This window comes from Achromobacter sp. HNDS-1 (genome assembly GCF_040084795.1).
GTDB lineage: Bacteria > Pseudomonadota > Gammaproteobacteria > Burkholderiales > Burkholderiaceae_B > Achromobacter > Achromobacter ruhlandii.
Window position 1 is genome coordinate 2843119 of record NZ_CP157584.1, and the last position, 22226, is coordinate 2865344.

A 22226-nucleotide genomic window follows, 5' to 3' on the forward strand; every position below is an offset into this window, starting at 1 on the left:
TCCCCAGAAAGCGAGAGGGCCTCCATACGGAGGCCCTGCCCTTCTTTGCTCAAGACCCGCCCGGCTGCAACCTGGAGGGGGGGGTCGCTGTCACTCGGCGGCTCACGGAGATGTGCCGCGCATTCAGCAAGGTGCAGCCAGGCCGGCGCCCTTGCTTAGAAACGGTGACGCACACCCACCGCGAACGCGGTGTCACGGGCATCGTGCTGGAACGCGTAATTGTCGCCATAGGAGGCGTACGCGTACAGGTTGGTGCGCTTGGTGAAGTCGTACGTGTAGCCCAGGCTGTAGACGTTGAAGGTTGCGTCATCGCCGGTCAGCTTGTCGTTGTTCGGCGTGGCGCGCTGCCAGGAGCCGAACACGGCGTGGCGGCCCAACGGCACGGTGGCGCCGATCATGTAGGAATTGGCGCGGAAGCCGTCGGCCAGCTTGAACGTGCCCAGCTTCTGCATGCCGTCCGGCGTGGTGCCCATGTTCTGGCCGATGAACCAGCCATCACGGGTCTGGCTGAACGCCGCCGCCACCTTCACCACCTCGAAGTCATAGGTGCCGCCGATGATGTATTCCTGGATGCGCGAGCTGGACTTGCCGCCCGTGGTGTCGTTGGACGGGTTGAAGCGGTCATAGGCGGCCGCCAGGTTCAACGGGCCGTTCAGGTATTGCACGCCCGCGGTCAGGACGCGGTTGTTGTTGCCGGTGGCAAAACCCTTCTGCTTGTCGTCGGTGACGCTGTCATCGGCGCTGAACGAGTAGCCCACGCCCACCTTGAAACCGTCCATGCTGGGGGTCTGGTACAGCACCATGTTGTCCAGGCGCATGGTGTTGGCGCTGCTGAACGTGGTGCCCAGGTTGGCGGTGTTGTAGCTGATCGAGAACGGGTCGATCGAGCCGAAGTACTTCGAAGCCAGGTTGGTCTGGCGGCCGAACTCAAGGCGGCCCCACGAATCGCTGTCCAGGCCGACGGTGGCCTGGCGGCCCCACAGGCGGCCGTTCTGCAGCGATTGGCCGTTCATCGGGCCAAAGCCGCCTTCCAGGTTGAACACGGCGCGCAGGCCGTCGCCCAGGTCTTCCGAGCCGCGCAGGCCGAAGCGCGAACCGCTGCTCACGCCCTGCACGCCGGCGATGCGGCTTTGCGAATGACCGTTGAATTTCACTTGTTCGTAACCGATACCGGCATCGATCAGGCCGTACAGCGTCACGGAGTCGGCGGCTTGCGCGGCACCGGCGAAGCCGGCCAGCAACGCGACGGCCAATAGCGTCTTCTTCATAAAAGTCCCCAAAATGGCGAGATAAAGGCATGGACGCATCCGCGCGGCGAAACCCGCCGTGGTCTGCGTGCCGCTGCGAAAAAAAGCGAGCGGCGTCTGCACTGAATCTAGTTTCGGCTCAGGAACAATTTGAAGTAATCCGGATTTCGAAGAACAACTTTCCATGGGTGGGATAATGCCTGCCACCCGCGCTGCCGAGATGCCCGCGAAGGCGCCTTAACGCCTTGATATCAAATGTGAATCCTTGCTCGCAATTGGCGCGTCACGACTTCCGGGGCGCCACCGTTTTCGGCTGTCGAGCGACATCACATGTTGAACTGGCCGCACAGTTTTGCGGCATATACGCCACAGCCCGCGCGTCATGCCGCCTGCGTCCCGAGACGAAAAACCCCTTGGCGAGCAAGGGGTTTCGTGGGGACCGTGCTCCAGCGATCAACGGCCCTTGGGCGGATAGTCCAGTTCGCCGAAGGTGTATTCGCCGCGGGCTTTGGCCTGGGCGAGTTCTTCACGCACCTGCTCGCGAGTCTTGCCGACCGTTTGCGGCGCCGCGGCGCGCGGCGGGTAGTCCAGTTCGCCGCTGGTGACCTGGCCTGCCACCTTGGCGCTTTGCAGCTCCTGCCGCACCTGCTCGCGCGTCATGGTGCCTTGCTGCGCGATGGCGGGCGGATAGTCCTGTTCGCCGAACGTGACCTGGCCGGCAGCCTTGGCGGCCTGGTATTCCTGCTGGACCTGTTCGCGGGTCTTGCCATCGGCATGGGCGGCGGACATGCCCGCCAGCGTTGCGGTAACCATGAGTGCGGTAGCTAGGGCTTTCATTGTGATGACTCCATCCTAAACCTGGCACACCGTCCGCTGCCAGGGCGGCAGCGGCAATGTGACAATTCGATTGCTTGGGGTGAAGTATCTGGCGATCAGCTCCTAGTAAAAACCCTTATTTTGGTGAACATATTTGCATGGACGGGACAATTGCAAAGCGTATCCGTCAAAGCTGCGCATCAATTGCGCAATCTACCGGGCCACTCCGCTGCCGCCGGCGCACCTCGGCATTCAGCTGCGCGCCAGCCAGGCCGTGGAACATGCGTTCACCACGTGGCACGGGATTGCCTTGTCCTGGCTAAATAGACATTTCCACTGTCGGGACAATAATTCCACTTATCATATGAACCTGCCAGAAATGGAATTTTGAATTTGAGGGCCCCATGGATATCCAGCTTAACGACATCGCGCTCTTCGTCGAGGTCGCCAAGCGCAAGAATTTCAGCCACGCCGCGGAAGCGCTGAATATCCCGACATCCACGCTCTCACGCCGGGTCAGCGAACTGGAGCGCAGCGTGGGCATGCGCCTGCTGAACCGCAGCACCCGCAAGATCGACCTGACCGAAGCCGGCGCCATCTACTTCGAGCGCTGCCGCCACATCGTCGAAGAAGCCCGTATCGCCCATGACCAGTTGCTCGACATGGCGGTGCAGCCCAAGGGCCGCCTGCGCATCTCGTTGCCAACCAGTCTGGCGCAGTTGTTCCTGCCCGCCGTCATCCGCGAATTCCGCGAACAGCATCCCGATATCGAATGCGACTTCGATCTCAGCATGCGGCCGATCGACCCCATCAGCAATCCGTTCGACCTGATCCTGCGCTTCGGGCAGCAGCCCGATTCCAGCCTGATCTCGCGCAAGATCGTGCTGATGGCGCATCAGCTATACGCCTCGCCCGACTACCTGGCGCGCCACGGCGAGCCGCGCGTGCCGGCCGACCTGAGCCATCACGAATGCCTGCGTCCGACGATGCGCGACGAATCGTCCTTCTGGATGCTGCATTCGGGTGACAAGGTGGAGCGGGTGCAGGTATCGGGCCGGCTGTCAGCCAACAACGTCGGCATGCTCGGACGCCTGGCAGGACAGGGCCTGGGCATCACGCCCCTGCTGGTGTTCGATGCGATGGAACGGGCGATCCAGCAGGCCGGACTGGTGCGCGTGCTGCCCGACTGGAGCCTGACGCCCCTGCCCTTGTTCGCCCTGCTGCCCTCGCGCATGCTGCCGGCCAAGACCAAGGCGTTCCTGGACTTCATCCAGCCGCGGCTGTCCGACGCCTGACTCCCGCGCGCCCGCCGTTCAGACGGAGGCGCTGTCGTATTGACAGACCGTGTACAGCGGCGTGCCGGTGGCCGCGATCTTGGCCGAGCCACCCAGTTCGGGCAGGTCGATGATGGCGGCGGCCTCGACCACGTTGGCGCCCAGGCGCTGCAACAGCTTGATGGCCGCCAGCATGGTGCCGCCAGTGGCGATGAGGTCATCGACCAACAGGACGCGCTGGCCGGTGCGCACCGAATCGGTGTGCATCTCGACCGCGGCGTTGCCGTATTCGAGCGAATATTCCTCGGCCACGGTTCGGTAGGGCAGCTTGCCCTTCTTGCGCACCGGCACGAAGCCCAGGTTCAGTTCATAGGCGAGCACGCTGCCAATGATGAAGCCGCGCGCGTCCACGCCCGCGACCAGATCCAGGCGCTGGCGCATGTAGCGATAGACGAAAAGGTCAATCAGCACCCGGAACGCGCGCGGATCCTGCAGCACGGGCGTGATGTCACGAAAAATGACACCGGGTTGGGGCCAGTCTGGAACGCTGCGGATGGTGCGCCGGATGTACTCGGCGTTGTCGGTCTGCATGGAAGACGGCCCTGAAGAATTGAAGCAAGGCGAACTATAACCGCGCATCCGCGCTTAAGCCAGGATTGCCTCCGGCGATGACACGTCATGCAATTGTCCGCCGCGCAGCATGCAACAGCGATCGACCGCGCCGGGCGGCAGGGCCGCATGCGTCGCCAGCACCACGGCACGGCCCTGCGCGGCGTGGCCCAAGTCCGCAAGGAACGCCGCCTCGGCCGCCGCGTCCAGTCCGGCCGTCGGTTCGTCCAGCACGATGACCGCCGCCGGTGACAACAGCGCCCGCGCCAGGCACAGGCGCCGCGCCTGCCCGGCCGAGAGCAGCGAACCGGTTTCGCCGGCCCAGGTGTCCAGGCCGTCGGGCAGGCCTCGCACGAACTCGCCCAGGCGGGCGGCATCCAGCGCGCGCCACAGCGCCGCGTCATCGGCCCGCGGATCGCCGATAAGCAGGTTGGTGCGCAAGGTGCCCAGGAAGACCGGCGCGTCCTGCGACAGCAGCGCGATGCGTCGGTGCCAGTCCGCCTGCGCACAGGCGCGGGCGTCGACGCCGGCATAGCGTACCTGGCCGGCCAGCGGATCCTCCAGGCGCAGCAGCAGGTGCAGCAGCGTCGACTTGCCCACGCCGCTCGGCCCCAGGATGGCCACGCGCTCCCCCGCTTCCACGCGCAGATCCAGCTGGCGCAGCAATGGCGCCGGCGACTCCCCGGCGCGCGCGGGATAGGCGAAGTCCACACCGACCAGCTCCAGCGCGCCGCGCTGCGGCAAGGGACTGGGTGTGGCGGGATCACGCATGTCCGGTTCGCGCTGCGCCACATCACGGATGCGCGCGGCGGCGGACAGCGCCGAGCCCATGCGCGAGGCGCCGCGCATGATCGGACCAGCCACCTCGAAGATGCCGATCACGGCCAGCAACAGGCCCACCAGCAACGGCCCCTCCAGCGCGCCCGCCTCGTATTGCGCGAGGCCGAACCACAGCACGGCCAATACCGACACGCCGGCGGCTGCCTGCAGAAACCATTGCCCGCGGGCAGCCACGCGCGCCTGGCTGCCGCGCGCCCTGGCGCTGGCCTCGCACAGGCGCTCGAAATGCGCGAGGGTCTGGGCCTGCGCGTGCAACGCCACCATATCGGCGTGGCCGTCGACCGCGTCCAGCGCGGCCGCTCGCAGGCCGGCCGCGCTTTCCTGCGCAGCCGCGCCGGGCCTGCGCGCCGCGCGCAGCAACCACCATGGCACCAGCGCGCACACCACCAGCAAGGCCAGCGCGAACACCAGTGCCGCCGCCGGCACCCAGTAACCCAGCACCGCCGTCAATACGGCGCCGGCCAGGATGGCGGTGGCAAGGGGCGCCAACACAAATAGAAAGACCGTGTCCAGCGCGTCGACGTCGCCCGTCATGCGCGCCACGAGATCGCCGCTGCGATAGCGTGCCAGTTGACGCGGCGTCAGCCGGATCAGCGCTGTGAAGACCACCGCGCGCAAATCCGCCAGCAACCGCAACGTCGCGGCATGGCCGACCACGCGGTCGGCATAGCGCGACACGATCCGCAGGAACGACAGGCCGCGCACCAGCGCGGACGGCGCGAACAGGTTGAAAGCGCCGCCGGCCCCCGCCAACGCCGCGCCGGTCAGGAACCAGCCGGACACGCCCAGCAGGCCCACGCCGGCCGCCACGGTCGCCAGCGCACAGAACAGGGCGAGCAGCAGCCCGCCCTTGCGGCGCGCGTACAGGGGCAGCAACAACAACAGATTCTTCATGCGTCTTTCACCTTGGCATCAGCCACACGCAGTACCCGGGCGAAACGCGCCGCGACCAAGGGCGAATGCGTCGCCAGCAGCAGTGTGCGGCCATCGGCGAACGCCAGGATCTCGTCCAACACGCGCGCTTGCGTCGCTTCGTCCAGATGGGCGGTCGGCTCATCCAGCAGGATCAGGCCCGGATCGCGCAGGAACAGCCGCGCCAGCGCGACGCGTTGCGCCTGGCCGCCGGACAGGCCATGGCCTCGGCTGCCCAGGGGCGTATCCAACCCTTGCGGCAGGTTTTGCGCAAACTCCAGCACGCAGGCGCGACGCGCGGCCTCTCTGACCGCGTCGTCGGAAGCGTCCGGCCGGCCCAACCGGATGTTGTCGGCGATGGACCCGGCCAGCAATTGCGGCTTCTGCCCGATCAGCGCCACCCGCGCGCGCAGCGCGGCCTCGTCCCATTGCGCCAGCGGCACGCCGTCCAGGCGGATGTCGCCCTGGCTCGGACGCAGGCGCGCAAGGGCTTCGATCAAGGTGGACTTGCCGATTCCGCTGGGACCCATCAGGGCCACCCGCTCACCCGGCGCCAGCGCCAGCGCCGCCTCGGACAGCACCGGTTGCGGTCGGCCGGGCGCGGCCATCGTCAGGCCCGCCACCGCCAGGCGCGCGCCGCCTGTGCCTGACAGCGGCGCCGCCTCGGGCGCACGGGCCGCGGCCTCGCTCCGCACTTGCGGCAAGCCGTCGAACAGGGTGGCGATCTGCGATACCGCGGCCAGTGCCGTGGCGCGGTCATGGTAGTGCGCCGCGAACTGGCGCAACGGCGCGTAGACCTCGGGCGCCATCAGCAGGCAGAACAGGCCGGCCTGCAGCGTGAAGGGCGACCAGCGCAGGTCGAGGAATCCCAGATAGCTCAGGCCGATATAGACGGCTACGCCAGCCACCCCCAGCGCGGCGAAGAATTCCAGCACCGCCGACGACAGGAACGCGATGCGCAGCACGGAAAGGGTACGCTGGCGCAGCGCGTCGCTGGCGGCGGCGACCGACGCCGCCTCGGCCTCGGCGCGTCCATAGAGTTTCAAGGTGGACAGGCCGCGCAGCCGGTCGGCGAAGAAACCCGACAGGCGTGCGAAGGCCCGCAGATGGCGGCGGCTGGCGCCCTGCGCGCCCCAGCCGACCAGGGCCATGAACAACGGAATCAGGGGCGCCGTGATCAGCAGCACCAGCCCCGCGATCACGTCCACCGGCAACAGCAGCACGGAAAAGGCCACGGGCAGCAAAGCCGCCGCGGCCATGGTCGGCAGATACTTGGAAAAGAAGCCGTCTAGCGCCTCGACCTGATCCACCAGGGCGCTGGCGATCTCGCCCGACGCCTGCTTGCGGCTCCAGTCCGGGCCCTGGCGCAGCAGGCGCGCGAACAGCGCCTGGCGCACGTGGCGCTTGATGCGTTCGGCGGCATCGGCCCCGGCGCGCTCGCCCGCCCAGGTGATGCAGGCGCGCGCCAACATCAGCGCGGCGATGGCCAGGATCTGGCCAAGCAGCTCCAGGCGCGGCGCCTGCCGCACGATGGCGGCATCCAGCACGCTGGCCAGCAGCCAGGCCTGGACCACCAGCAACGCGCCCGACGCCAGCGGCGCCGCGCCCGCCAGCATCAGCGGCAGCCGGGCCGCCCCGGCCAGCCCCCTCAGCCAGCGCGATTGCTCGCGCGGCGGCTTGCGCAGGCTGGCGGAGGGGTCATGCTCCAGGCTGCTGGCGCGGCCGCTCACTCGTCGTCACGGCTGGCACGCGGGTCATGCGAGTGACCTTCGCGCAGCTCGAACCACATTGCATTGAGGATGGCGAATGCACACGCCAGTCCCAGGCCGAGTACCCATGAGAAATACCACATGGTGAAGGCTCCTTAGCTCAGTACGAATTGGGCGTGTCGCCCACGGATGCGTGGGTCACCTTGCCGCGCATGACGCGGTACACCCAGGCGGTGTAGAGCGTCACGATCGGCAGGAAGACGACCACGGCGATCACCATGATCCACAGCGTCATGTGGCTGGACGACGCGTCCCACACCGTCAGGCCGGCCTGCGGATTGCTCGACGACGGCATCAGGAACGGGAACAGCGAGAAGCCGACCGTCAGGATGATGCCGGTGATCGAGACCGCCGAAGCCAGGAACGACAGCACGTTGGCGCGCATCGTCAACAGCAGCAGTACCAGCACCGCGCCGGCCACGCCCAGCGCGGGCGCGATCCACATCAGCGGCCACTTGGCATAGTTGGCCATCCACGCGCCGGCCTGCACGGTGACGCTCTTGAGCATGGGATCCGACGGCCCCTGCATGTCGACGGCGCTGGTGATGGCGTGGCCATCCAGGGCCGTCACCCAGAACCCGCCGGCGACGAACAGCACCAGGACCAGCAGCGCGCACAGGCGGCCCCAGTTGCGCGCCCGCGACGACACCGGATCCTCGGTGCGCCAGGCCAGCAGCACCGCGCCGTGCATCGCCAGCATCACCACGCTCAGCACGCCGCACAGCAGCGCGAACGGCGTGAACAGCTGGTAGAAGTGGCCCTGGTACACCATGCGCAGCGCGTTCTCGTCGAAGGTGAACGGCACGCCCAGGATGATGTTGCCCACGGCCACGCCGAACACCAGCGAGGCCACTACGCCCGAGAAGCACAGCACGCCATCCCAGCTATTGCGCCAGCGGGTGCCTTCCATCTTGCTGCGGTACTTGAAGCCGACGGGACGCAGGATCAGCGCGATCAGCGCCAGCATCATCGCCAGGTAGAAGCCCGAGAATGAGGCGGCATACAACAGCGGCCAGGCGGCGAAGATGGCGCCGCCCGCGGTGATCAGCCACACCTGGTTGCCTTCCCACACGGGGCCGACCACGTTGATCACCACGCGGCGTTCGGCATCGGTCTTGGCGACTACCGGCAGCAGCGCCGCCACGCCCAGGTCGAAGCCGTCCATCACGGCGAAGCCGATCAGCAGCGCGCCCAGCAGCACCCACCAGACCACCCGCAGGGTGGCGTAGTCGAAAGGAATAAGGGTATCCATTGTTTCTCTCCCCTTAAGCGCGCACGGCGGCGTGGACGGGATCGGCGGCGGCGCTGGCCGGGACCGGCGCGTCGGATTTCGGGCCCTTGCGCACGGCGTGCAGCATGACCTTCACACCGATGATCAGCAGCACGGTGTACAGCACCAGGAAGATCGTCAGGCTGATGGCCAGGTCGGCGATCGTCAGGCCGGACGCCGCGTAGTACGTCGGCAGCACGCCTTCGATCACCCACGGCTGGCGGCCATACTCGGCCACGAACCAGCCGCTCTCGATGGCGATCCAGGGCATGGGCAGGCTCCACAGCGCCACCTTCAGCAGGCCGCGGCGGCTGTCCAGGCGACCGCGCGAAGCCAGCCAGAATGCCACGCCGAAGAACAGGATCAGGTACATGCCCACGGCCACCATGATGCGGAACGCCCAGAACAGCGGCGCCACGTTCGGCACGGTATCCACCGCGGCCTTCTTGATGTCCTCTTCGGTGACCTTGCTCATGTCGGTCTGGTAGCGCTTGACCAGCAACGCGTAGCCGAGATCGGGCCAGGTGCGGTCGAACACCATGCGGGCGTCCACATCCTTGGGATTGGCGCGGATCTTCTGCAGGGCGTCGTACGCCACCATGCCGTCGCGGATGCGATTCTCGGCGCGCAGGATCAGGTCGTTGATGCCCAGCAGCGGGGTCGTCAGCGAGCGCGTGCCGATGAGGCCCATGACGTAGGGAATCTCGATGGCGAAGTCGTTCTTGCGTTCGGCCTGATTGGGCAGCGCGATCAGGTTGAAGGACGCGGGCGCCGGCTCGGTGTGCCACATGGATTCCATGGCCGCGATCTTCATCTTCTGGTGTTCGGTGGTGAGATAGCCGCTCTCGTCACCCAGCACGACGACCGACAGCGCCGACGCCAGGCCGAAGCTGGCGGCCACCGCCATCGAGCGCTTGGCCAGGTCGGTATGGCGGCCCTTGAGCAGATACCAGGCACTGATCGCCATGACGAACATGGCGCCGGCCACGTAGCCCGCGCTGACCGTGTGCACGAACTTGGCCTGCGCCACCGGATTGAAGATCACCGCGGCGAAGTCGGTCATTTCCATGCGCATGGTGTCGGGGTTGAACACCGCGCCCACCGGGTTCTGCATCCAGCCGTTGGCGATGAGAATCCACAGCGCCGAGAAGTTGGTGCCGAACGCCACCAGCCAGGTCACCACCAGGTGGCTGACCTTGGACATGCGATTCCAGCCGAAGAAGAACAGGCCGACGAAGGTGGCTTCCAGGAAGAAGGCCATCAGCCCTTCGAGCGCCAGCGGCGCGCCGAAGATGTCACCCACGTAGTGGCTGTAGTACGACCAGTTCATGCCGAACTGGAACTCCATGACCACGCCCGTGGCCACGCCCAGCGCGAAGTTGATGCCGAACAGGGTGCCCCAGAACATCGTCATCCGCTTCCAGATGGGGCGGCCAGTCATGACGTACACGCTTTCCATGATGGCCAGGATGAACGACAGGCCGAGCGTGAGGGGGACGAAGAGGAAGTGGTACAGCGCGGTCGCGGCAAACTGGAATCGCGACAGGTTGACGACGTCGAGATCAATCATTGGGGCGCTCCCATGCAGGTGAGTAGCCACAGCAACCGGCATGGTTCCCAGGCCGTCTCTGGCGCCATGATAAGGGCGTTGTATACAGCTTCATAGAGGTTTCCTGAAAAAATCGGGGCGGATCGGCGATCAGCCTTTGCCCCGCAACTTGCCGGCGAAGCCCAGCACTTTCTGCACCTTGGAACCCAGCTTCATCAGGTTCTGCAGTGTCTCCGGCGGCAGACGTTGAACCTCATCGAACCACCCGGTGGACAGTTCGATGAGCTCCAGCATTTCGGTCATGCGTTGCTGCGCATAGGCGCCGTCGGGCCCCGCGGGGGGCTCCAGCAGGGTGTCTCGCAGCAAGGTCAGGGTGGGATCGATTTCGCGCTTGCGCTTCTCTTCCATCAGGATGCGGAAGATCTCCCAGACATCCTTGGGCGTCTCGAAGTAGTCGCGGCGGTCGCCGACCTGGTGCACCAGCTTCACCAGGCGCCAGGACTGCAGCTCTTTCAGGCCCAGGCTGACGTTCGAACGGGAAAAGCCCAGCGTTTCGGCGATGTCGTCGGCATGCAGGGGCTGGGGCGCCAGGAACAGCAAGGCGTAGATCTGGCCGACGGTGCGGTTCACGCCCCAACGGCTGCCCATTTCGCCAAAGTGCAGGACGAAACGTTCGTTTTGAGGGGTAAGCACCATGATCCATCCAGGCCAGCAAATGCAACGACGGCAAACATAAATAAATAGTTACGCCGTTTTCAGAAATTCCTGAAATTATCGAACAAACTGTGCGAAAACACAAACCACACCGGTAGCAGGGGTATAGCCGCAAGGGATGACAATTCTGCCGCGCCGCCCTCGAAATCAGTCGCAATCTGTTGTGGGCGCACGACGAAAAAAGCCACCCGCCGATAGGCGGGTGGCTTGCAAACGACAGGCAGCCCGGGCGTGTGACCCGGAGCGGGCTGGGGCGTCAGCCGGCTTTGACGGTGACGGCGGCCGACACGCGCTTGGCCTTGGCGCGCGCGGCGGCCACGTCCTCGGCGACTGCCAGGCCCACGCCCATGCGACGCTTGACGAAGGACTCGGGCTTGCCGAACAGGCGGATGTCGGTGCCGGGCTCGGCCAGCGCCTGGGCCACGTTGTGGAACGACACGGCCTTGGCCTCGACCCCGCCATAGATGACGCTGCTGGCGCCGGGCTGGCGCAGCGAGGTGTCCACCGGCAGGCCCAGCAGGGCGCGGGCGTGCAGCTCGAATTCGTTCTGAACCTGGGTGATCATGGTGACCATGCCGGTGTCGTGCGGGCGCGGGCTGACTTCCGAGAACCACACCTGGTCGCCGGCCACGAAAAGTTCGACGCCGAAAATTCCAAGGCCGCCCAGCTCGGCCGTCACGGCAAGGGCGATCTCGCGGGCACGCTCCAGCGCCGCGGGCGACATGGGATGGGGCTGCCAGCTCTCGACGTAGTCGCCGTCGACCTGCTTGTGGCCGATCGGCTCGCAGTAGCGGGTCTCGACCTGGCCATCGACGCCCCGGGCGCGCACGGTCAGCAGCGTGATTTCGTAGTCGAAGCGGATGAAACCCTCGACGATGGCGCGGCCGCCGCCCACCCGGCCGCCTTCCTGGGCATAGCGCCAGGCCGCGGCCAGGTCGTCCGCGCCCTTGATGACGGACTGGCCCTTGCCCGACGAGGACATGACCGGCTTGATGACGCAGGGGTAGCCGATGCCGCCATCGATGGCCTGGCGCAGTTCGTCTTCGGTATCGACGAAGGCGTAGGGCGAAGTGGGCAGCCCCAGGGTCTCGGCGGCCAGCCGGCGGATGCCCTCGCGGTTCATGGTCAATTGCGCCGCCCGGGCGGTCGGGGTGACCCGCGCCACGCCGGCCGCTTCCAGGTCCACCAGCAAATTGGTGGCAATGGCCTCGATTTCGGGGACAATAACGTGCGGCTGCTCCTGCCGGATGATCTTTTCCAGGGCCGCCGGGTCCGTCATCGACACCACATGGGCGCGGTGCGCCACCTGGTGACCCGGCGCGTCGGCGTACCGATCCACCGCAATCACTTCCACGCCCAGGCGCTGCAGGGCGATGATGACCTCTTTGCCCAGTTCGCCCGAGCCGAGCAGCATGACGCGGGTGGCCAGGGGAGACAGGGGCGTGCCAAGGACGGGGCTGGGAATGCTGGACATGGAGCGGGCCTGGAAAGGAAAGATTGATAGCCGGATGAAAGAGCCGCCAGGATGCCATACCCCCCAGCCCGGGGCAAACCCGCAACCTGATATTAAAATCCCCTGATGACCGACCATCCCACCACATCGTCCGAGACCGCGCTGGCATCCGCGCGCAGGACGCTGCAAATCGAAAGCCAGGGCATCCTGGACCTGTCCGCGCGGCTGGACGACCGCTTCGCGCAGGTCGTCGCCATGCTGCTCGCCTGCCGTGGGCGCGTGGTCGTCAGCGGCATCGGCAAGACCGGCCACATCGCCCGCAAGATCGCCGCCACCTTCGCTTCCACCGGCACGCCCGCCTTCTTCGTGCACGCGGCCGAAGCGGTGCACGGCGACCTGGGCATGATCACCCGCGACGATGTCCTGATCGCCATTTCGTACTCCGGGTCGGGCCAGGAACTGCTCACCATCCTGCCGGTCGTGCGCCGCATGGGCGCCAGCCTGGTGGCCATTACCGGCAACCCGCAGTCCGAGCTGGCGCGGCTCGCCGACGTCCACCTGGACGCCAGCGTGTCCCAGGAAGCCTGCCCGCTGAACCTGGCGCCCACCGCCAGCACCACCACGGCGCTGGCCCTGGGCGACGCGCTGGCCGTGGCCTGTCTCGAAGCGCGCGGCTTCGGTCCGCAGGATTTTGCCCGCTCGCATCCCGGCGGGGCGCTCGGCCGGCGCCTGCTGACCCACGTGCGCAACGTCATGCGCCAGGGCGACGCCCTGCCCGTGGTGGCGCTGGGCACGCCGGTCTCGCAGGCGCTCGAAGTCATGTCGGCCAAGGGCATGGGCATGACGGTCGTCTGCGACCCGCAACACCGTCCGGTGGGCATCTTCACCGATGGCGACCTGCGCCGCCTGATCGCACGCTACGGCGACATCCGCAGCCTGAACGTCGAAGCCGGCATGACGCGCTCGCCGCGCAGCATCAACCCGGATGCGCTGGCCGTCGAGGCCGCGCGCCAGATGGACGAACTGCGGCTCAATCACATGCTGGTGCTGGACGCCGACGGCGCCCTGCTCGGCGCCTTGCACATGCACGACCTGATGGCCGCCAAAGTGGTATGACTATGACTCTCCCTCCTTCGATCACCCACCCCGCCGAAGCCCTGGTCCTGGCCCGTATTGCGCCGGGCGTGCGCGAACGCGCCGCCGCCGTGCGCCTGATGGTCTTCGACGTCGACGGCGTGCTGACCGACGGCAGCCTGTATTACGGCGAGACCGGCGAAGTCCAGAAGCGCTTCCACTCGCTCGACGGCCACGGGCTGCGCCTGCTGATGGAAGGCGGCCTGAAGGTCGCGCTGATGACCGGCCGTTCCGGCCCCATCGTGGCCCGCCGCGCCGCCGAACTGGGCATTTCGGAGGTCATGCAGGGCGTACGCGACAAGGGCACGGCGCTGGCCGAACTTGCGCAGCGCAGCGCGGTCCAACTGAACCAGACCGGCTATATGGGCGATGACATCATCGACCTGCCGGCGATGCAACGCGCAGGCTTCGCCGCCAGCGTGCCGAACGCGCCGGGCTACGTCAGCCAGGCGGCCCACTGGATCGCCACGCAACCGGGCGGCGGGGGCGCGGTGCGCGAATGCTGCGACCTGCTGTTGGCCTCCCAAGGCCGGCTGGGCGGTTTCCTGGCGGCGCCGGGGCTGCTCGGCCCGGGCGCCATCCAGTAAGTCGGCGCGCCCATCACCCCTTCGCATACCGATGAAAGATCGTTTCCCTTCCCTGATCGCGCTGTTCCTGCTGCTGGTGCTCGTCGCCAGCACGTATTGGGCCGCCGACTACGCGCAGCGCGCGATCCAGACGGATCCGCCGCGCCGCGTCACGCACGAAATGGACGCCTGGTCGCGTAATTTCGTGATGCTGCGCACCGACCCCACCGGCCGTCCCATCAACCGGCTGGAGGGCGAATACGCCGAGCACTTCCCGGACGACGACTCCTATCACATCACCCAGCCGCGGGCCATCGGCCAGCGCGAAGCCAGCCCGATCACCGTGGGCGTGTCCAAGACGGCCGTCATGGAACAAGGCGGCAAGCGCATCGTCATGAACGGCGACGCGCACGTGCACCGCCAGCCCGATGCCAACAACGACGTCCTGGACGTGCGCAGCCAGCAACTGATCCTCCTGCCCGACGACGACGTGGTCTACACCGACCTGCCGGCCGAGGTCATCAAGGGCCGCTCGCGCATGAACGGCAAGGGCATGCACTACAACAACAAGACACGCCAACTGCAGGTATCGGCCTCCACCGACGTGGAAATCGCCGGCACGGAAAACAAATCGCGCCGTCCCGCCGAAACCCCTGCCAACTCCTCTGACCAGAAGAAACCATGACCGACCTCCGGATTCGCATTGCCCCCACCACGCGCCTGCTGGGCGCGGTGCTGCTGATGGCATCGGCGATGGCGCCGGCGCTCGCGGCCGACCCCAAGCCGGCCGCCGCCGGTTCGAGCAAGACCGCGCCCGCCGAGGAGCCCACCACGACGATCCTGTCGGACACGCTGCACTACGACGACGTGAAAAAGCAAAGCGTGTTCACCGGCAACGTCAACATGACGCGCGGGTTGATGACGCTGACCTCCGACACGCTGGAAATGCACGAGGACGCGGCCGGCAACCAGTACGGCACCGCCACCGCCAACAAGGGCAAGGTGGTGACCATCCGCCAGGAACGTCCCGAGACCTACGAACTGATCGAAGGCAAGGGCCTGCGCGCCGAATACGATGGCACCAAGAGCACCTTCGACCTGATCGGCCAGGCCGTGGTGGTGCGCTATGTCTGCGGCAAGCCTTTCGACACCATTCGCGGCGATCGCGTACGCTACAACGAAAAGAGCGGCACCTATGAAGCCCAGGGCGGCCCGAACTCGGCGGCCGCCGGCGGCCGCGTGCGCTCCGTGGCCGAGCCGCGCGCCAAGTCGGACGCCGCGGTGGCCGAATGCCGCAAGCAGCAAGAATCGAAGAAGGGGCGCTGAAAGCGCCTCCCACGTCATCCACACGCAGCCACGATGAACCAACCTTCAGTGCAGACTCCCGTGACCTCCGCCCCTTCGGGCGTCAAGCAGGGCAGCCTGCGCGCAACCGGCTTGCGCAAGACCTACAACGGCCGCACGGTGGTGCAGGACGTGTCCCTGTCCGTGTCCAGCGGCGAAGTGGTCGGCCTGCTCGGCCCCAACGGCGCGGGCAAGACCACCAGCTTCTACATGATCGTGGGCCTGGTGCCGGCCGACGCCGGTCGTATCGAGATCGATGGCTCGGTCATCACCGCGATGCCGATCCACAAGCGCGCCCGCATGGGACTGTCGTACCTGCCCCAGGACGCCTCGGTGTTCCGCCGCCTGACGGTCGAGCAGAACATCCGCGCGGTCCTCGAACTGCAGATCGGGCCGGACGGCCGCACGCTGTCCACGCCCAAGATCAACGAGCAGATGGAACTGCTGCTCGAAGAGCTGCAGATCGGCCACATCCGCAGCAACGCCGCCATTTCGCTGTCGGGCGGCGAGCGCCGCCGCGTCGAAATCGCGCGCGCGCTGGCCACCAGTCCGCGCTTCATCCTTCTGGACGAGCCGTTCGCGGGCGTGGACCCGATCGCCGTGATCGAGATCCAGCGCATCGTGCGCTTCCTGAAGGGGCGCGGCATCGGCGTGCTGATCACCGACCACAACGTGCGCGAAACGCTGGGCATCTGCGACCGCGCCTACATCATCAGCGAAGGCAAGGTGCTGACCGACGGTCACCCCGACGAAATCGTCGGCGATCCGGCCGTTCGCCGCGTCTACCTGGGCGAACACTTCCGCATGTAACACCCCATTGGGGAAAATCCCAGGGTCCCTGACGGCCCCTGGGGCACGCCCCTGGGCGAGCGCCATGAAAATGCCATGAACTTGCGCTAGGTCAGCTTGTTTTATCGGCCCGAGTCTATACACTAGTATCAAACGAACCCCTCGAACAAGGAGAACGCCTAACGACCCCACCGCGCCTTCCGCGCACCATTTTTTCCTCTTTTAGAAGGAGAGCACACTATGAACCTGAGCATCTGCGGTCGTCACCTCGACGTCACCCCGGCCATCCGGGAATATGTCATGAACAAACTGGCGCGAGTGCTGCGGCATTTCGATCACGTCATCGATACCCAGGTCATGCTCTCAGTAGAGCCCCTGCGGCACAGAGCCGAAATCACCATGCGTCTTAGTGGCAAGGACATTCATTGTGAAGCAACCGATGAAAACCTCTACGCCGCGATCGACCTTCTCGCTGACAAAGTCGACCGTCAGGTCATCAAGCACAAGGACAAGGTACGAAGCCACTCGGCAGAGTCCGTGAAGCGGCAAGCGGCGAACCTTTCGCCAACCCAGTAACACCGCGCTTCATGACCCGCTCGCCGTGCGAGCCAGGAAACAGCAACTCTTGAATCCTGCCTAAGTCCCGGTGTCCCGCTAGACTCAGAGTCCAGCCGGGGCATCGGCAAACTCCCTCCCCTGCACGACCTCCTCTTTGTCCCCCGAATCCCCGGCAGTTGGCCGCGGGGCGCCGTTCACTCCCAGAATATCCGACGCCATACCGTCCTGGTATACCTGCCTGCGCACGAAGAATGCCCACAACCCGGCGCTATCGGTCTATGCTGTCGCTCTCGTGCCGGGAGCGGCGGCCTGATCCAGGAGGGTGCGGACCGCCAGGAAAGTGCCTCCCACCGGAGTTTTTTGCAGTGCGTCATATAACCCTATAATGACCCGATGAATCATTTGTCGCGCATCCTTCCCGCCGGCAACGTCGTCCTCGATATGCTCGCCACGAGCAAGAAGCGCGCGTTCGAACAGGCTGGCCTCCTCTTTGAAAACAACCACGGCTTGGCACGCGCGCTCGTGTTCGATAGCCTGTTTGCACGGGAACGCCTGGGCTCGACCGCCCTGGGCCAGGGCGTGGCCGTGCCGCACGGTCGCGTCAAGGGCCTGGAACAGGCGCTCGCCGCCTTCATCCGCCTGGCCCAGCCGATCACGTTCGATGCCCCCGACGGCCAGCCGGTCTCGATGCTGCTGTGTCTGCTGGTGCCCGAAACCGCCACGCAGCAGCACCTGGATATCCTGGCCGAGCTGGCGCAGTTGATGTCCAACAAGGCACTGCGCGAAGCCCTGGCCACCGAGACCGATCCGGCCATCGTGCACAAGATGCTCACCACCGGCCAACTCTGATCCTCGCGGAAACGCTGCCATGCTCACGGTGCAGGAACTCGTCGACGACAACGCCGACAAAATCCCCTTCAACTGGATTTCCGGCCAAGGAGCCGCGGACCGCGCGATTCCCGATGACGGCATGGCGGCCGCCGACCTGGTGGGTCACCTCAACCTGATCCACCCGTCGCGCATCCAGGTGTTCGGCCAGGAAGAGCTGGCGTACTACACCCGCTTCGACCTGCGCCGCCGCATGCACCACATGGACGAGCTGCTGATCGGTGGCGTGCCCGCCATCCTGCTGGCCGACGGCCTGACGCCGCCGCAGGACCTGGTGGACCAGTGCGACCAGCACCAGGTGCCGTTGCTGTCCACCCCGGTGGCGGCCGCGCAGCTGATCGACCTGCTGCGCATCTACCTGGGCAAGAAGCTCGCGCCCACCACGACCGTGCACGGCGTGTTCCTGGATGTGCTGGGCCTGGGCGTGCTCATCACCGGCGAATCCGGCCTGGGCAAGAGCGAACTGGCGCTGGAACTGATCTCGCGCGGCCACGGCCTGGTGGCCGACGACGCGGTCGAGTTCTCGCGCACCGCCCCCAACATGATCGAGGGCCACTGCCCGCAACTGCTGCAGAACCTGCTGGAAGTGCGCGGCCTGGGCCTGCTCGACATCCGCACCATCTTCGGCGAGACCTCGGTGCGCCGCAAGATGCGCCTGAAGCTGATCGTGCACCTGGTGCGCGCCACGGCGCAGGACAAGTTCGAACGCCTGCCGCTGCAGGACATCACCCAGGACATGCTGGGCCTGCCGGTGCGCAAGGTCATGCTGCAGGTGGCCGCCGGCCGCAACCTGGCGGTGCTGGTGGAAGCCGCCGTGCGCAACACCATCCTCAAGCTGCGCGGCATCGACACCCTGGGCGAATTCATGGAACGCCAGGCCATGGCGATCCTGCAAAGCAGCAAGTAAGCGCGCGTCGCCGCGCGGCACCGTGAGCCTGTACGAGAAACTCGCCAACGAGATCGCCAAGTCGATCCGCGACGGCGTGCTGCGCGTGGGCGACAGGCTGCCCTCGGTGCGCGAGGCCTGCGCCAGCCGTGGCGTCAGCCCGTCGACGGTCTTCCAGGCTTATTACCTGCTGGAAGCGCGCGGCCTGATCCGCGCCCGCCCCCGCTCGGGCTACTACGTCAACGCGCGCGGCGACACGCTGCCCCCCGAGCCGGACACATCCTGTCCCGATGGCGAATCGACCGAGCTGGCGATCAGCGAACGCATCTTCGACATCCTCGACTCCGTACGCAACCGCGACGTCACGCCGCTGGGCTCGGCCTTTCCTTCCCCCCTGCTGTTCCCGCTACCGCGGCTGGCCCAGGCCATGTCGACGCATCTCAAGCGCCAGGATCCGCTGGCCACGATGGAAGACCTTTCGCCCGGCAATCCCGGGCTGCGGCGCCAGATCGCGCTGCGCTACCTGATCGCCGGCATCAACGTGCCGGCCAGCGACATCGTGGTCACCAACGGCGCGCTGGAAGCGCTCAACCTGTGCCTGCAGGCCGTGGCCCGGCCAGGCGACACCGTCATCGTGGAAGCGCCGACCTTCTACGGCGCACTGCAGGCGCTGGAGCGCCAGGGCCTGAAAGCGCTGGAAGTGCCCACGCATCCGCGCACCGGCGTCGATCTGGACGCGATGGAAACGGCGATCAAGCGCCATCGGCCCAAGGCCTGTTGGCTGATGACGCAGTTCCAGAATCCGCTGGGCAGCCTGATGCCCGAAGACAAGAAGCGGCACCTGGTCGAACTGCTGGCGCGCCATGAAATCCCGCTGATCGAAGACGACGTCTATGGCGAACTGTATTTCGGCGCGGCCCGGCCGGTGCCGGCCAAGGCCTTCGACCGGCATGGACTGGTGCTGCATTGCTCCTCGTTCTCCAAGTGCCTGGCGCCGGGCTACCGCATCGGCTGGGCCAGCGCCGGCCGCTACACGCAGCGCGTGCAGCGCCTGAAGCTGTCGTCCACCCTGTCGGCCTCCAGCCCGGCCCAGGGCGCGCTGGCCGAATACCTGGAGCAAGGCGGCTACGACCGCCACCTGCGCCGCCTGCGCGAAACACTGCAGGCGCAGCAGGACCTGATGGCCAATGCGATTGCGCGCGAGTTTCCCGCGGGAACCCGCGTGACGCGCCCGCAAGGCGGTTTCTTCCTCTGGCTGGAAATGCCCGCGGCGGTGGATGCGCTGACCCTGCACCGGCAGGCGCTGGCGCGCGGCATCAGCGTGGCGCCGGGGCCGATCTTCTCGGCCAGCGGGCAGTTCGGCAATGCGCTGCGGTTGAACTACGGCCACCCCTGGGATGACGCGCAGGCCGACGCCATCCGCGCCCTGGGCGAGATGGCGCGCGCGGCCTGCCAGCCTGCCGCGCGGCGATCCTGATCAGTTGCGGGTCGAGGCGGCGCGGGCGCGCTTGACCTCAAGGGGCGTCACGCCGCCGGCCTCATTGCCCCAGCTGTTGCGGATGTAGGACACCAGCATCGCCACATCGTTGTCGTTCAGCAACTGGCCGAAAGGCGGCATGCCGTGCGGCCGCGGGTTGGCCGCGGTAGCCGGCGCGAAGCCGCCATCGAGCACCATGCGGATGGCGTTGAGCGGCGATGGCGCCGTCACGGTCGGGTTGCCTGCCAATGCCGGCCACGCGCCCGGGCTGCCCTCGCCTTGCGGCTGGTGGCATTGCACGCACTGCTGGCGATAGATCTTGCCGCCCAGCTCCATCGCGGCCGGCGCGGCCGCCGCGCTCGACCTCGTCGGCGCCGGGGTTGCCGGCAGTGATTTCAGATACACACCCATTGCGAGCGCATCGGCGTCGCTCAGGTGCTGCGTGCTGCCCAGCACCACTTCGGCCATCGGGCCGCTGGCGCTGGAATGCGCCGAGATCCCCGTACGCAGCAGGGCCGCGATGTCTTCGGCCGACCAACGCCCCAGGCCCGTTTGCGGATCGTTGGTCAGGGGCGGCGCGTACCAGTCCAGCATCGGGATGATGCCGCCGGCCAGCCCGTCGGCCGCGCGCGTCGCCCCCAGGCTGTTGCGCGGCGCGTGGCAGGCGGCGCAATGGCCCAGGCCTTCGACCAGATAACGGCCACGGTTCCACTGGGTCGACTGGCCCGGATCGGACTCCTGCACACCGGGGCGGAAATACAGGGCGCGCCAGGCCGCCAGCAGGACACGCTGGTCGTACGGGAAATCGAGGTCCGGCGCGCGGCTGGGCTGGTTGACCGGCGTCACCGTGCGCAGATAGGCGAACAGCGCATCGGCGTCGGCGCGCGTGACGCGGGTGTACTCGGTGTACGGGAAGGCCGGATACAGCAACGTTCCGTCGCGCGACTTACCGTTGTGCAGCGCCTGCCAGAAGTCGTCCGCGCTCCAGGCGCCGATGCCGGTCTTCTCGTCGGGCGTGATGTTGGGGCCGTAGATCGTGCCGAATGGCGTCGGGATGGGCGTGCCGCCCGCGTAGGCCGGGCCGCCGCGCGCGGTATGACAGGCCATGCAATTGCCGGCCAGCGCCAGGTAGCGCCCGCGCTCGATGCGTTGCTGCGGATCGGCTGGCGCCACGGCCGGGCCGATGCTGGCATCGTCGCGCGTGCCGAGCCAATACAGCACGCCCGCCGTGACCACGGCGAGCATCAACAGGGTCCCGAGGAGTCGCTTCATCAGTTTCATCCGAGTCGCCCCTTCAACGCTGCGCCTGACTGCCGCACTCGGCGGGCAGGCGCAAGGCGCCGGCAGGCTCGGGCCCGTAGCTGGCTGCAACCGGCTGCGACGACAGCCAGGCCGCCAGGGCGCCGATATCCTCGGGCGTGAGCTTGCGGGCGATGTCGGCCATGCAATCGGGCGCGGCGGCGCGGCGCAGGCCGTTCTTCCAGCTGCCGATCTGCGAACCGATGTAGTCGCGCGGCAGGCCCAGCAGGCCCGGGATGGCGGGCAGCGCGCCGCCCAGGGCGGCGCCGTGACAGGAAGCACAGGCCGGCAGGCCGCGGGCGGCGTCGCCGGACAGGGCCAGTTGGCGACCGGCCTCGAGCGTGGCGGCGGACACCTCGGCCCGCGCCGGCGGCGGATACGGCACGTGCTGCGCCGCGAAGTACGCCGCCATTTCATGCAGGTAGGCGTCTGGCAGGCCGGTCAGCAGGTGCGCCATGGGGCGGTACTGGCGACGGTCGTCACGGAAATTGAGCAGTTGGTGATAGAGGTATTCCTGCGGCTTGCCGGCCAGCCGCGGGTAATAGCCGTCGGCGCCGGCACGGCCCTGCTCGCCATGGCAGGCCGTACAGGCCGCCACCCGGGCCGCAATGGTGCCGGGCTGCAATACCTGGGGTGCGTCCTGGGCCAGGGCAGACGCTGTCGAAAAGGCAACAACGACCGCCGCCACGAGGTGGATTTTTGCCCTGAACCACGGCAGTGAAACACTACGAAAGGAAATGAGGGCTAACATCTAGGGCCAGTTAACACTAAGTCACTAAGTCGAAGTCCAACCCCCGAAGGCGCATGGCGGCGGGGCGCGTAGATGAATCGG

22 protein-coding genes are annotated in these 22226 nt (G+C 66.9%); 10 read left to right on the forward strand and 12 right to left on the reverse strand.

What is annotated here, in order from left to right:
• Positions 1–155: 155 nt before the first annotated feature.
• Together ABFG95_RS13190 and ABFG95_RS13195 are read right to left on the reverse strand one after the other, a co-directional pair.
• Complete coding sequence (locus ABFG95_RS13190) at positions 156–1268, reverse strand: porin (RefSeq protein ID WP_054417847.1); 1113 nt, start codon at positions 1266–1268, stop codon at positions 156–158.
• A gap of 432 nt (positions 1269–1700) precedes the next feature.
• Entirely contained in the window at positions 1701–2084 is a 384-nt protein-coding gene (locus ABFG95_RS13195; protein WP_049076847.1) for a DUF4148 domain-containing protein, read from the reverse strand.
• Between the two features lie 383 nt (positions 2085–2467).
• Between ABFG95_RS13195 and ABFG95_RS13200 the strand changes: the two genes are divergently transcribed.
• Entirely contained in the window at positions 2468–3358 is an 891-nt protein-coding gene (locus tag ABFG95_RS13200; RefSeq protein WP_049076849.1) for a LysR family transcriptional regulator, read from the forward strand.
• 18 nt (positions 3359–3376) lie between these two features.
• Here ABFG95_RS13200 and ABFG95_RS13205 read toward each other — a convergent pair whose 3' ends face one another.
• From ABFG95_RS13205 to purT, 8 genes are all read right to left on the reverse strand, one after another.
• Positions 3377–3928 (reverse strand): adenine phosphoribosyltransferase, encoded by a 552-nt coding sequence (locus ABFG95_RS13205; protein ID WP_006391794.1) that lies wholly within the window; start codon positions 3926–3928, stop codon positions 3377–3379.
• 54 nt (positions 3929–3982) lie between these two features.
• Positions 3983–5680, reverse strand: a complete 1698-nt coding sequence (gene cydC, locus ABFG95_RS13210; RefSeq protein ID WP_059272783.1) for a thiol reductant ABC exporter subunit CydC — start codon at positions 5678–5680, stop codon at positions 3983–3985.
• A complete protein-coding gene (gene cydD, locus ABFG95_RS13215; protein WP_336728637.1) occupies positions 5677–7428 on the reverse strand; it encodes a thiol reductant ABC exporter subunit CydD in 1752 nt (583 codons plus the stop codon). The genes cydC and cydD overlap by 4 nt, the downstream gene beginning before the upstream one ends.
• Complete coding sequence (cydX, locus tag ABFG95_RS13220) at positions 7425–7550, reverse strand: cytochrome bd-I oxidase subunit CydX (protein ID WP_006389893.1); 126 nt, start codon at positions 7548–7550, stop codon at positions 7425–7427. The genes cydD and cydX overlap by 4 nt, the downstream gene beginning before the upstream one ends.
• 17 nt (positions 7551–7567) lie before the next feature.
• A complete protein-coding gene (gene cydB / locus ABFG95_RS13225; protein WP_059272785.1) occupies positions 7568–8719 on the reverse strand; it encodes a cytochrome d ubiquinol oxidase subunit II in 1152 nt (383 codons plus the stop codon).
• A gap of 13 nt (positions 8720–8732) precedes the next feature.
• Complete coding sequence (locus ABFG95_RS13230) at positions 8733–10307, reverse strand: cytochrome ubiquinol oxidase subunit I (protein WP_049076857.1); 1575 nt, start codon at positions 10305–10307, stop codon at positions 8733–8735.
• Between the two features lie 129 nt (positions 10308–10436).
• Positions 10437–10982 (reverse strand): GbsR/MarR family transcriptional regulator, encoded by a 546-nt coding sequence (locus ABFG95_RS13235; protein WP_175144671.1) that lies wholly within the window; start codon positions 10980–10982, stop codon positions 10437–10439.
• Positions 10983–11256: 274 nt separating this feature from the next.
• Positions 11257–12474, reverse strand: a complete 1218-nt coding sequence (purT, locus tag ABFG95_RS13240) for a formate-dependent phosphoribosylglycinamide formyltransferase (RefSeq protein WP_175144670.1) — start codon at positions 12472–12474, stop codon at positions 11257–11259.
• A gap of 105 nt (positions 12475–12579) precedes the next feature.
• Between purT and ABFG95_RS13245 the strand changes: the two genes are divergently transcribed.
• The 9 genes from ABFG95_RS13245 to ABFG95_RS13285 all read left to right on the forward strand — a co-directional run bounded on the left by ABFG95_RS13245 (position 12580) and on the right by ABFG95_RS13285 (position 20095).
• Positions 12580–13569: a KpsF/GutQ family sugar-phosphate isomerase gene (locus tag ABFG95_RS13245; RefSeq protein ID WP_049076864.1), complete on the forward strand. Its 990-nt coding sequence runs from the start codon at positions 12580–12582 to the stop codon at positions 13567–13569.
• Positions 13566–14174, forward strand: a complete 609-nt coding sequence (locus ABFG95_RS13250; protein WP_278990796.1) for an HAD hydrolase family protein — start codon at positions 13566–13568, stop codon at positions 14172–14174. The genes ABFG95_RS13245 and ABFG95_RS13250 overlap by 4 nt, the downstream gene beginning before the upstream one ends.
• 31 nt (positions 14175–14205) lie before the next feature.
• Complete coding sequence (lptC, locus tag ABFG95_RS13255; RefSeq protein WP_054419996.1) at positions 14206–14838, forward strand: LPS export ABC transporter periplasmic protein LptC; 633 nt, start codon at positions 14206–14208, stop codon at positions 14836–14838.
• On the forward strand, positions 14835–15479 hold the full coding sequence (lptA, locus tag ABFG95_RS13260; RefSeq protein ID WP_049076870.1) for a lipopolysaccharide transport periplasmic protein LptA: 645 nt from the start codon (positions 14835–14837) through the stop codon (positions 15477–15479). The genes lptC and lptA overlap by 4 nt, the downstream gene beginning before the upstream one ends.
• 33 nt (positions 15480–15512) lie before the next feature.
• Positions 15513–16307 carry an LPS export ABC transporter ATP-binding protein gene (lptB, locus tag ABFG95_RS13265; RefSeq protein ID WP_049076872.1) on the forward strand — a complete coding sequence of 265 codons (795 nt, stop codon included), beginning with the start codon at positions 15513–15515 and terminating at the stop codon, positions 16305–16307.
• A gap of 219 nt (positions 16308–16526) precedes the next feature.
• Positions 16527–16862: a ribosome-associated translation inhibitor RaiA gene (gene raiA, locus ABFG95_RS13270; protein ID WP_049076874.1), complete on the forward strand. Its 336-nt coding sequence runs from the start codon at positions 16527–16529 to the stop codon at positions 16860–16862.
• A gap of 375 nt (positions 16863–17237) precedes the next feature.
• Positions 17238–17693, forward strand: coding sequence for a PTS sugar transporter subunit IIA (locus ABFG95_RS13275; RefSeq protein ID WP_049076876.1), 456 nt, complete (start codon positions 17238–17240; stop codon positions 17691–17693).
• 19 nt (positions 17694–17712) lie between these two features.
• Positions 17713–18639 carry an HPr(Ser) kinase/phosphatase gene (gene hprK / locus ABFG95_RS13280; protein ID WP_006216298.1) on the forward strand — a complete coding sequence of 309 codons (927 nt, stop codon included), beginning with the start codon at positions 17713–17715 and terminating at the stop codon, positions 18637–18639.
• A 22-nt stretch (positions 18640–18661) separates the two neighbouring features.
• Positions 18662–20095 (forward strand): PLP-dependent aminotransferase family protein, encoded by a 1434-nt coding sequence (locus tag ABFG95_RS13285; RefSeq protein ID WP_059272787.1) that lies wholly within the window; start codon positions 18662–18664, stop codon positions 20093–20095.
• On the opposite strand, the gene ABFG95_RS13290 is transcribed toward ABFG95_RS13285, so the two are convergent.
• Positions 20096–21376 carry a cytochrome c gene (locus ABFG95_RS13290; RefSeq protein ID WP_348996015.1) on the reverse strand — a complete coding sequence of 427 codons (1281 nt, stop codon included), beginning with the start codon at positions 21374–21376 and terminating at the stop codon, positions 20096–20098. It lies immediately after the preceding gene.
• A gap of 13 nt (positions 21377–21389) precedes the next feature.
• On the reverse strand, positions 21390–22145 hold the full coding sequence (locus ABFG95_RS13295; RefSeq protein ID WP_348996016.1) for a c-type cytochrome: 756 nt from the start codon (positions 22143–22145) through the stop codon (positions 21390–21392).
• Positions 22146–22226: the final 81 nt, after the last annotated feature.

What these genes read in the sequence shown, in the direction of transcription:
- ABFG95_RS13190 (WP_054417847.1), bottom strand. Translation starts at nt 1,268, where the DNA reads ATGAAGAAGACGCTATTGGCCGTCGCGTTGCTGGCCGGCTTCGCCGGT.
- ABFG95_RS13195 (WP_049076847.1), bottom strand. Translation starts at nt 2,084, where the DNA reads ATGAAAGCCCTAGCTACCGCACTCATGGTTACCGCAACGCTGGCGGGC.
- ABFG95_RS13200 (WP_049076849.1), top strand. Translation starts at nt 2,468, where the DNA reads ATGGATATCCAGCTTAACGACATCGCGCTCTTCGTCGAGGTCGCCAAG.
- ABFG95_RS13205 (WP_006391794.1), bottom strand. Translation starts at nt 3,928, where the DNA reads ATGCAGACCGACAACGCCGAGTACATCCGGCGCACCATCCGCAGCGTT.
- cydC (WP_059272783.1), bottom strand. Translation starts at nt 5,680, where the DNA reads ATGAAGAATCTGTTGTTGTTGCTGCCCCTGTACGCGCGCCGCAAGGGC.
- cydX (WP_006389893.1), bottom strand. Translation starts at nt 7,550, where the DNA reads ATGTGGTATTTCTCATGGGTACTCGGCCTGGGACTGGCGTGTGCATTC.
- cydB (WP_059272785.1), bottom strand. Translation starts at nt 8,719, where the DNA reads ATGGATACCCTTATTCCTTTCGACTACGCCACCCTGCGGGTGGTCTGG.
- ABFG95_RS13230 (WP_049076857.1), bottom strand. Translation starts at nt 10,307, where the DNA reads ATGATTGATCTCGACGTCGTCAACCTGTCGCGATTCCAGTTTGCCGCG.
- ABFG95_RS13235 (WP_175144671.1), bottom strand. Translation starts at nt 10,982, where the DNA reads ATGGTGCTTACCCCTCAAAACGAACGTTTCGTCCTGCACTTTGGCGAA.
- purT (WP_175144670.1), bottom strand. Translation starts at nt 12,474, where the DNA reads ATGTCCAGCATTCCCAGCCCCGTCCTTGGCACGCCCCTGTCTCCCCTG.
- ABFG95_RS13245 (WP_049076864.1), top strand. Translation starts at nt 12,580, where the DNA reads ATGACCGACCATCCCACCACATCGTCCGAGACCGCGCTGGCATCCGCG.
- ABFG95_RS13250 (WP_278990796.1), top strand. Translation starts at nt 13,566, where the DNA reads ATGACTATGACTCTCCCTCCTTCGATCACCCACCCCGCCGAAGCCCTG.
- lptC (WP_054419996.1), top strand. Translation starts at nt 14,206, where the DNA reads ATGAAAGATCGTTTCCCTTCCCTGATCGCGCTGTTCCTGCTGCTGGTG.
- lptA (WP_049076870.1), top strand. Translation starts at nt 14,835, where the DNA reads ATGACCGACCTCCGGATTCGCATTGCCCCCACCACGCGCCTGCTGGGC.
- lptB (WP_049076872.1), top strand. Translation starts at nt 15,513, where the DNA reads ATGAACCAACCTTCAGTGCAGACTCCCGTGACCTCCGCCCCTTCGGGC.
- raiA (WP_049076874.1), top strand. Translation starts at nt 16,527, where the DNA reads ATGAACCTGAGCATCTGCGGTCGTCACCTCGACGTCACCCCGGCCATC.
- ABFG95_RS13275 (WP_049076876.1), top strand. Translation starts at nt 17,238, where the DNA reads ATGAATCATTTGTCGCGCATCCTTCCCGCCGGCAACGTCGTCCTCGAT.
- hprK (WP_006216298.1), top strand. Translation starts at nt 17,713, where the DNA reads ATGCTCACGGTGCAGGAACTCGTCGACGACAACGCCGACAAAATCCCC.
- ABFG95_RS13290 (WP_348996015.1), bottom strand. Translation starts at nt 21,376, where the DNA reads ATGAAACTGATGAAGCGACTCCTCGGGACCCTGTTGATGCTCGCCGTG.
- ABFG95_RS13295 (WP_348996016.1), bottom strand. Translation starts at nt 22,145, where the DNA reads ATGTTAGCCCTCATTTCCTTTCGTAGTGTTTCACTGCCGTGGTTCAGG.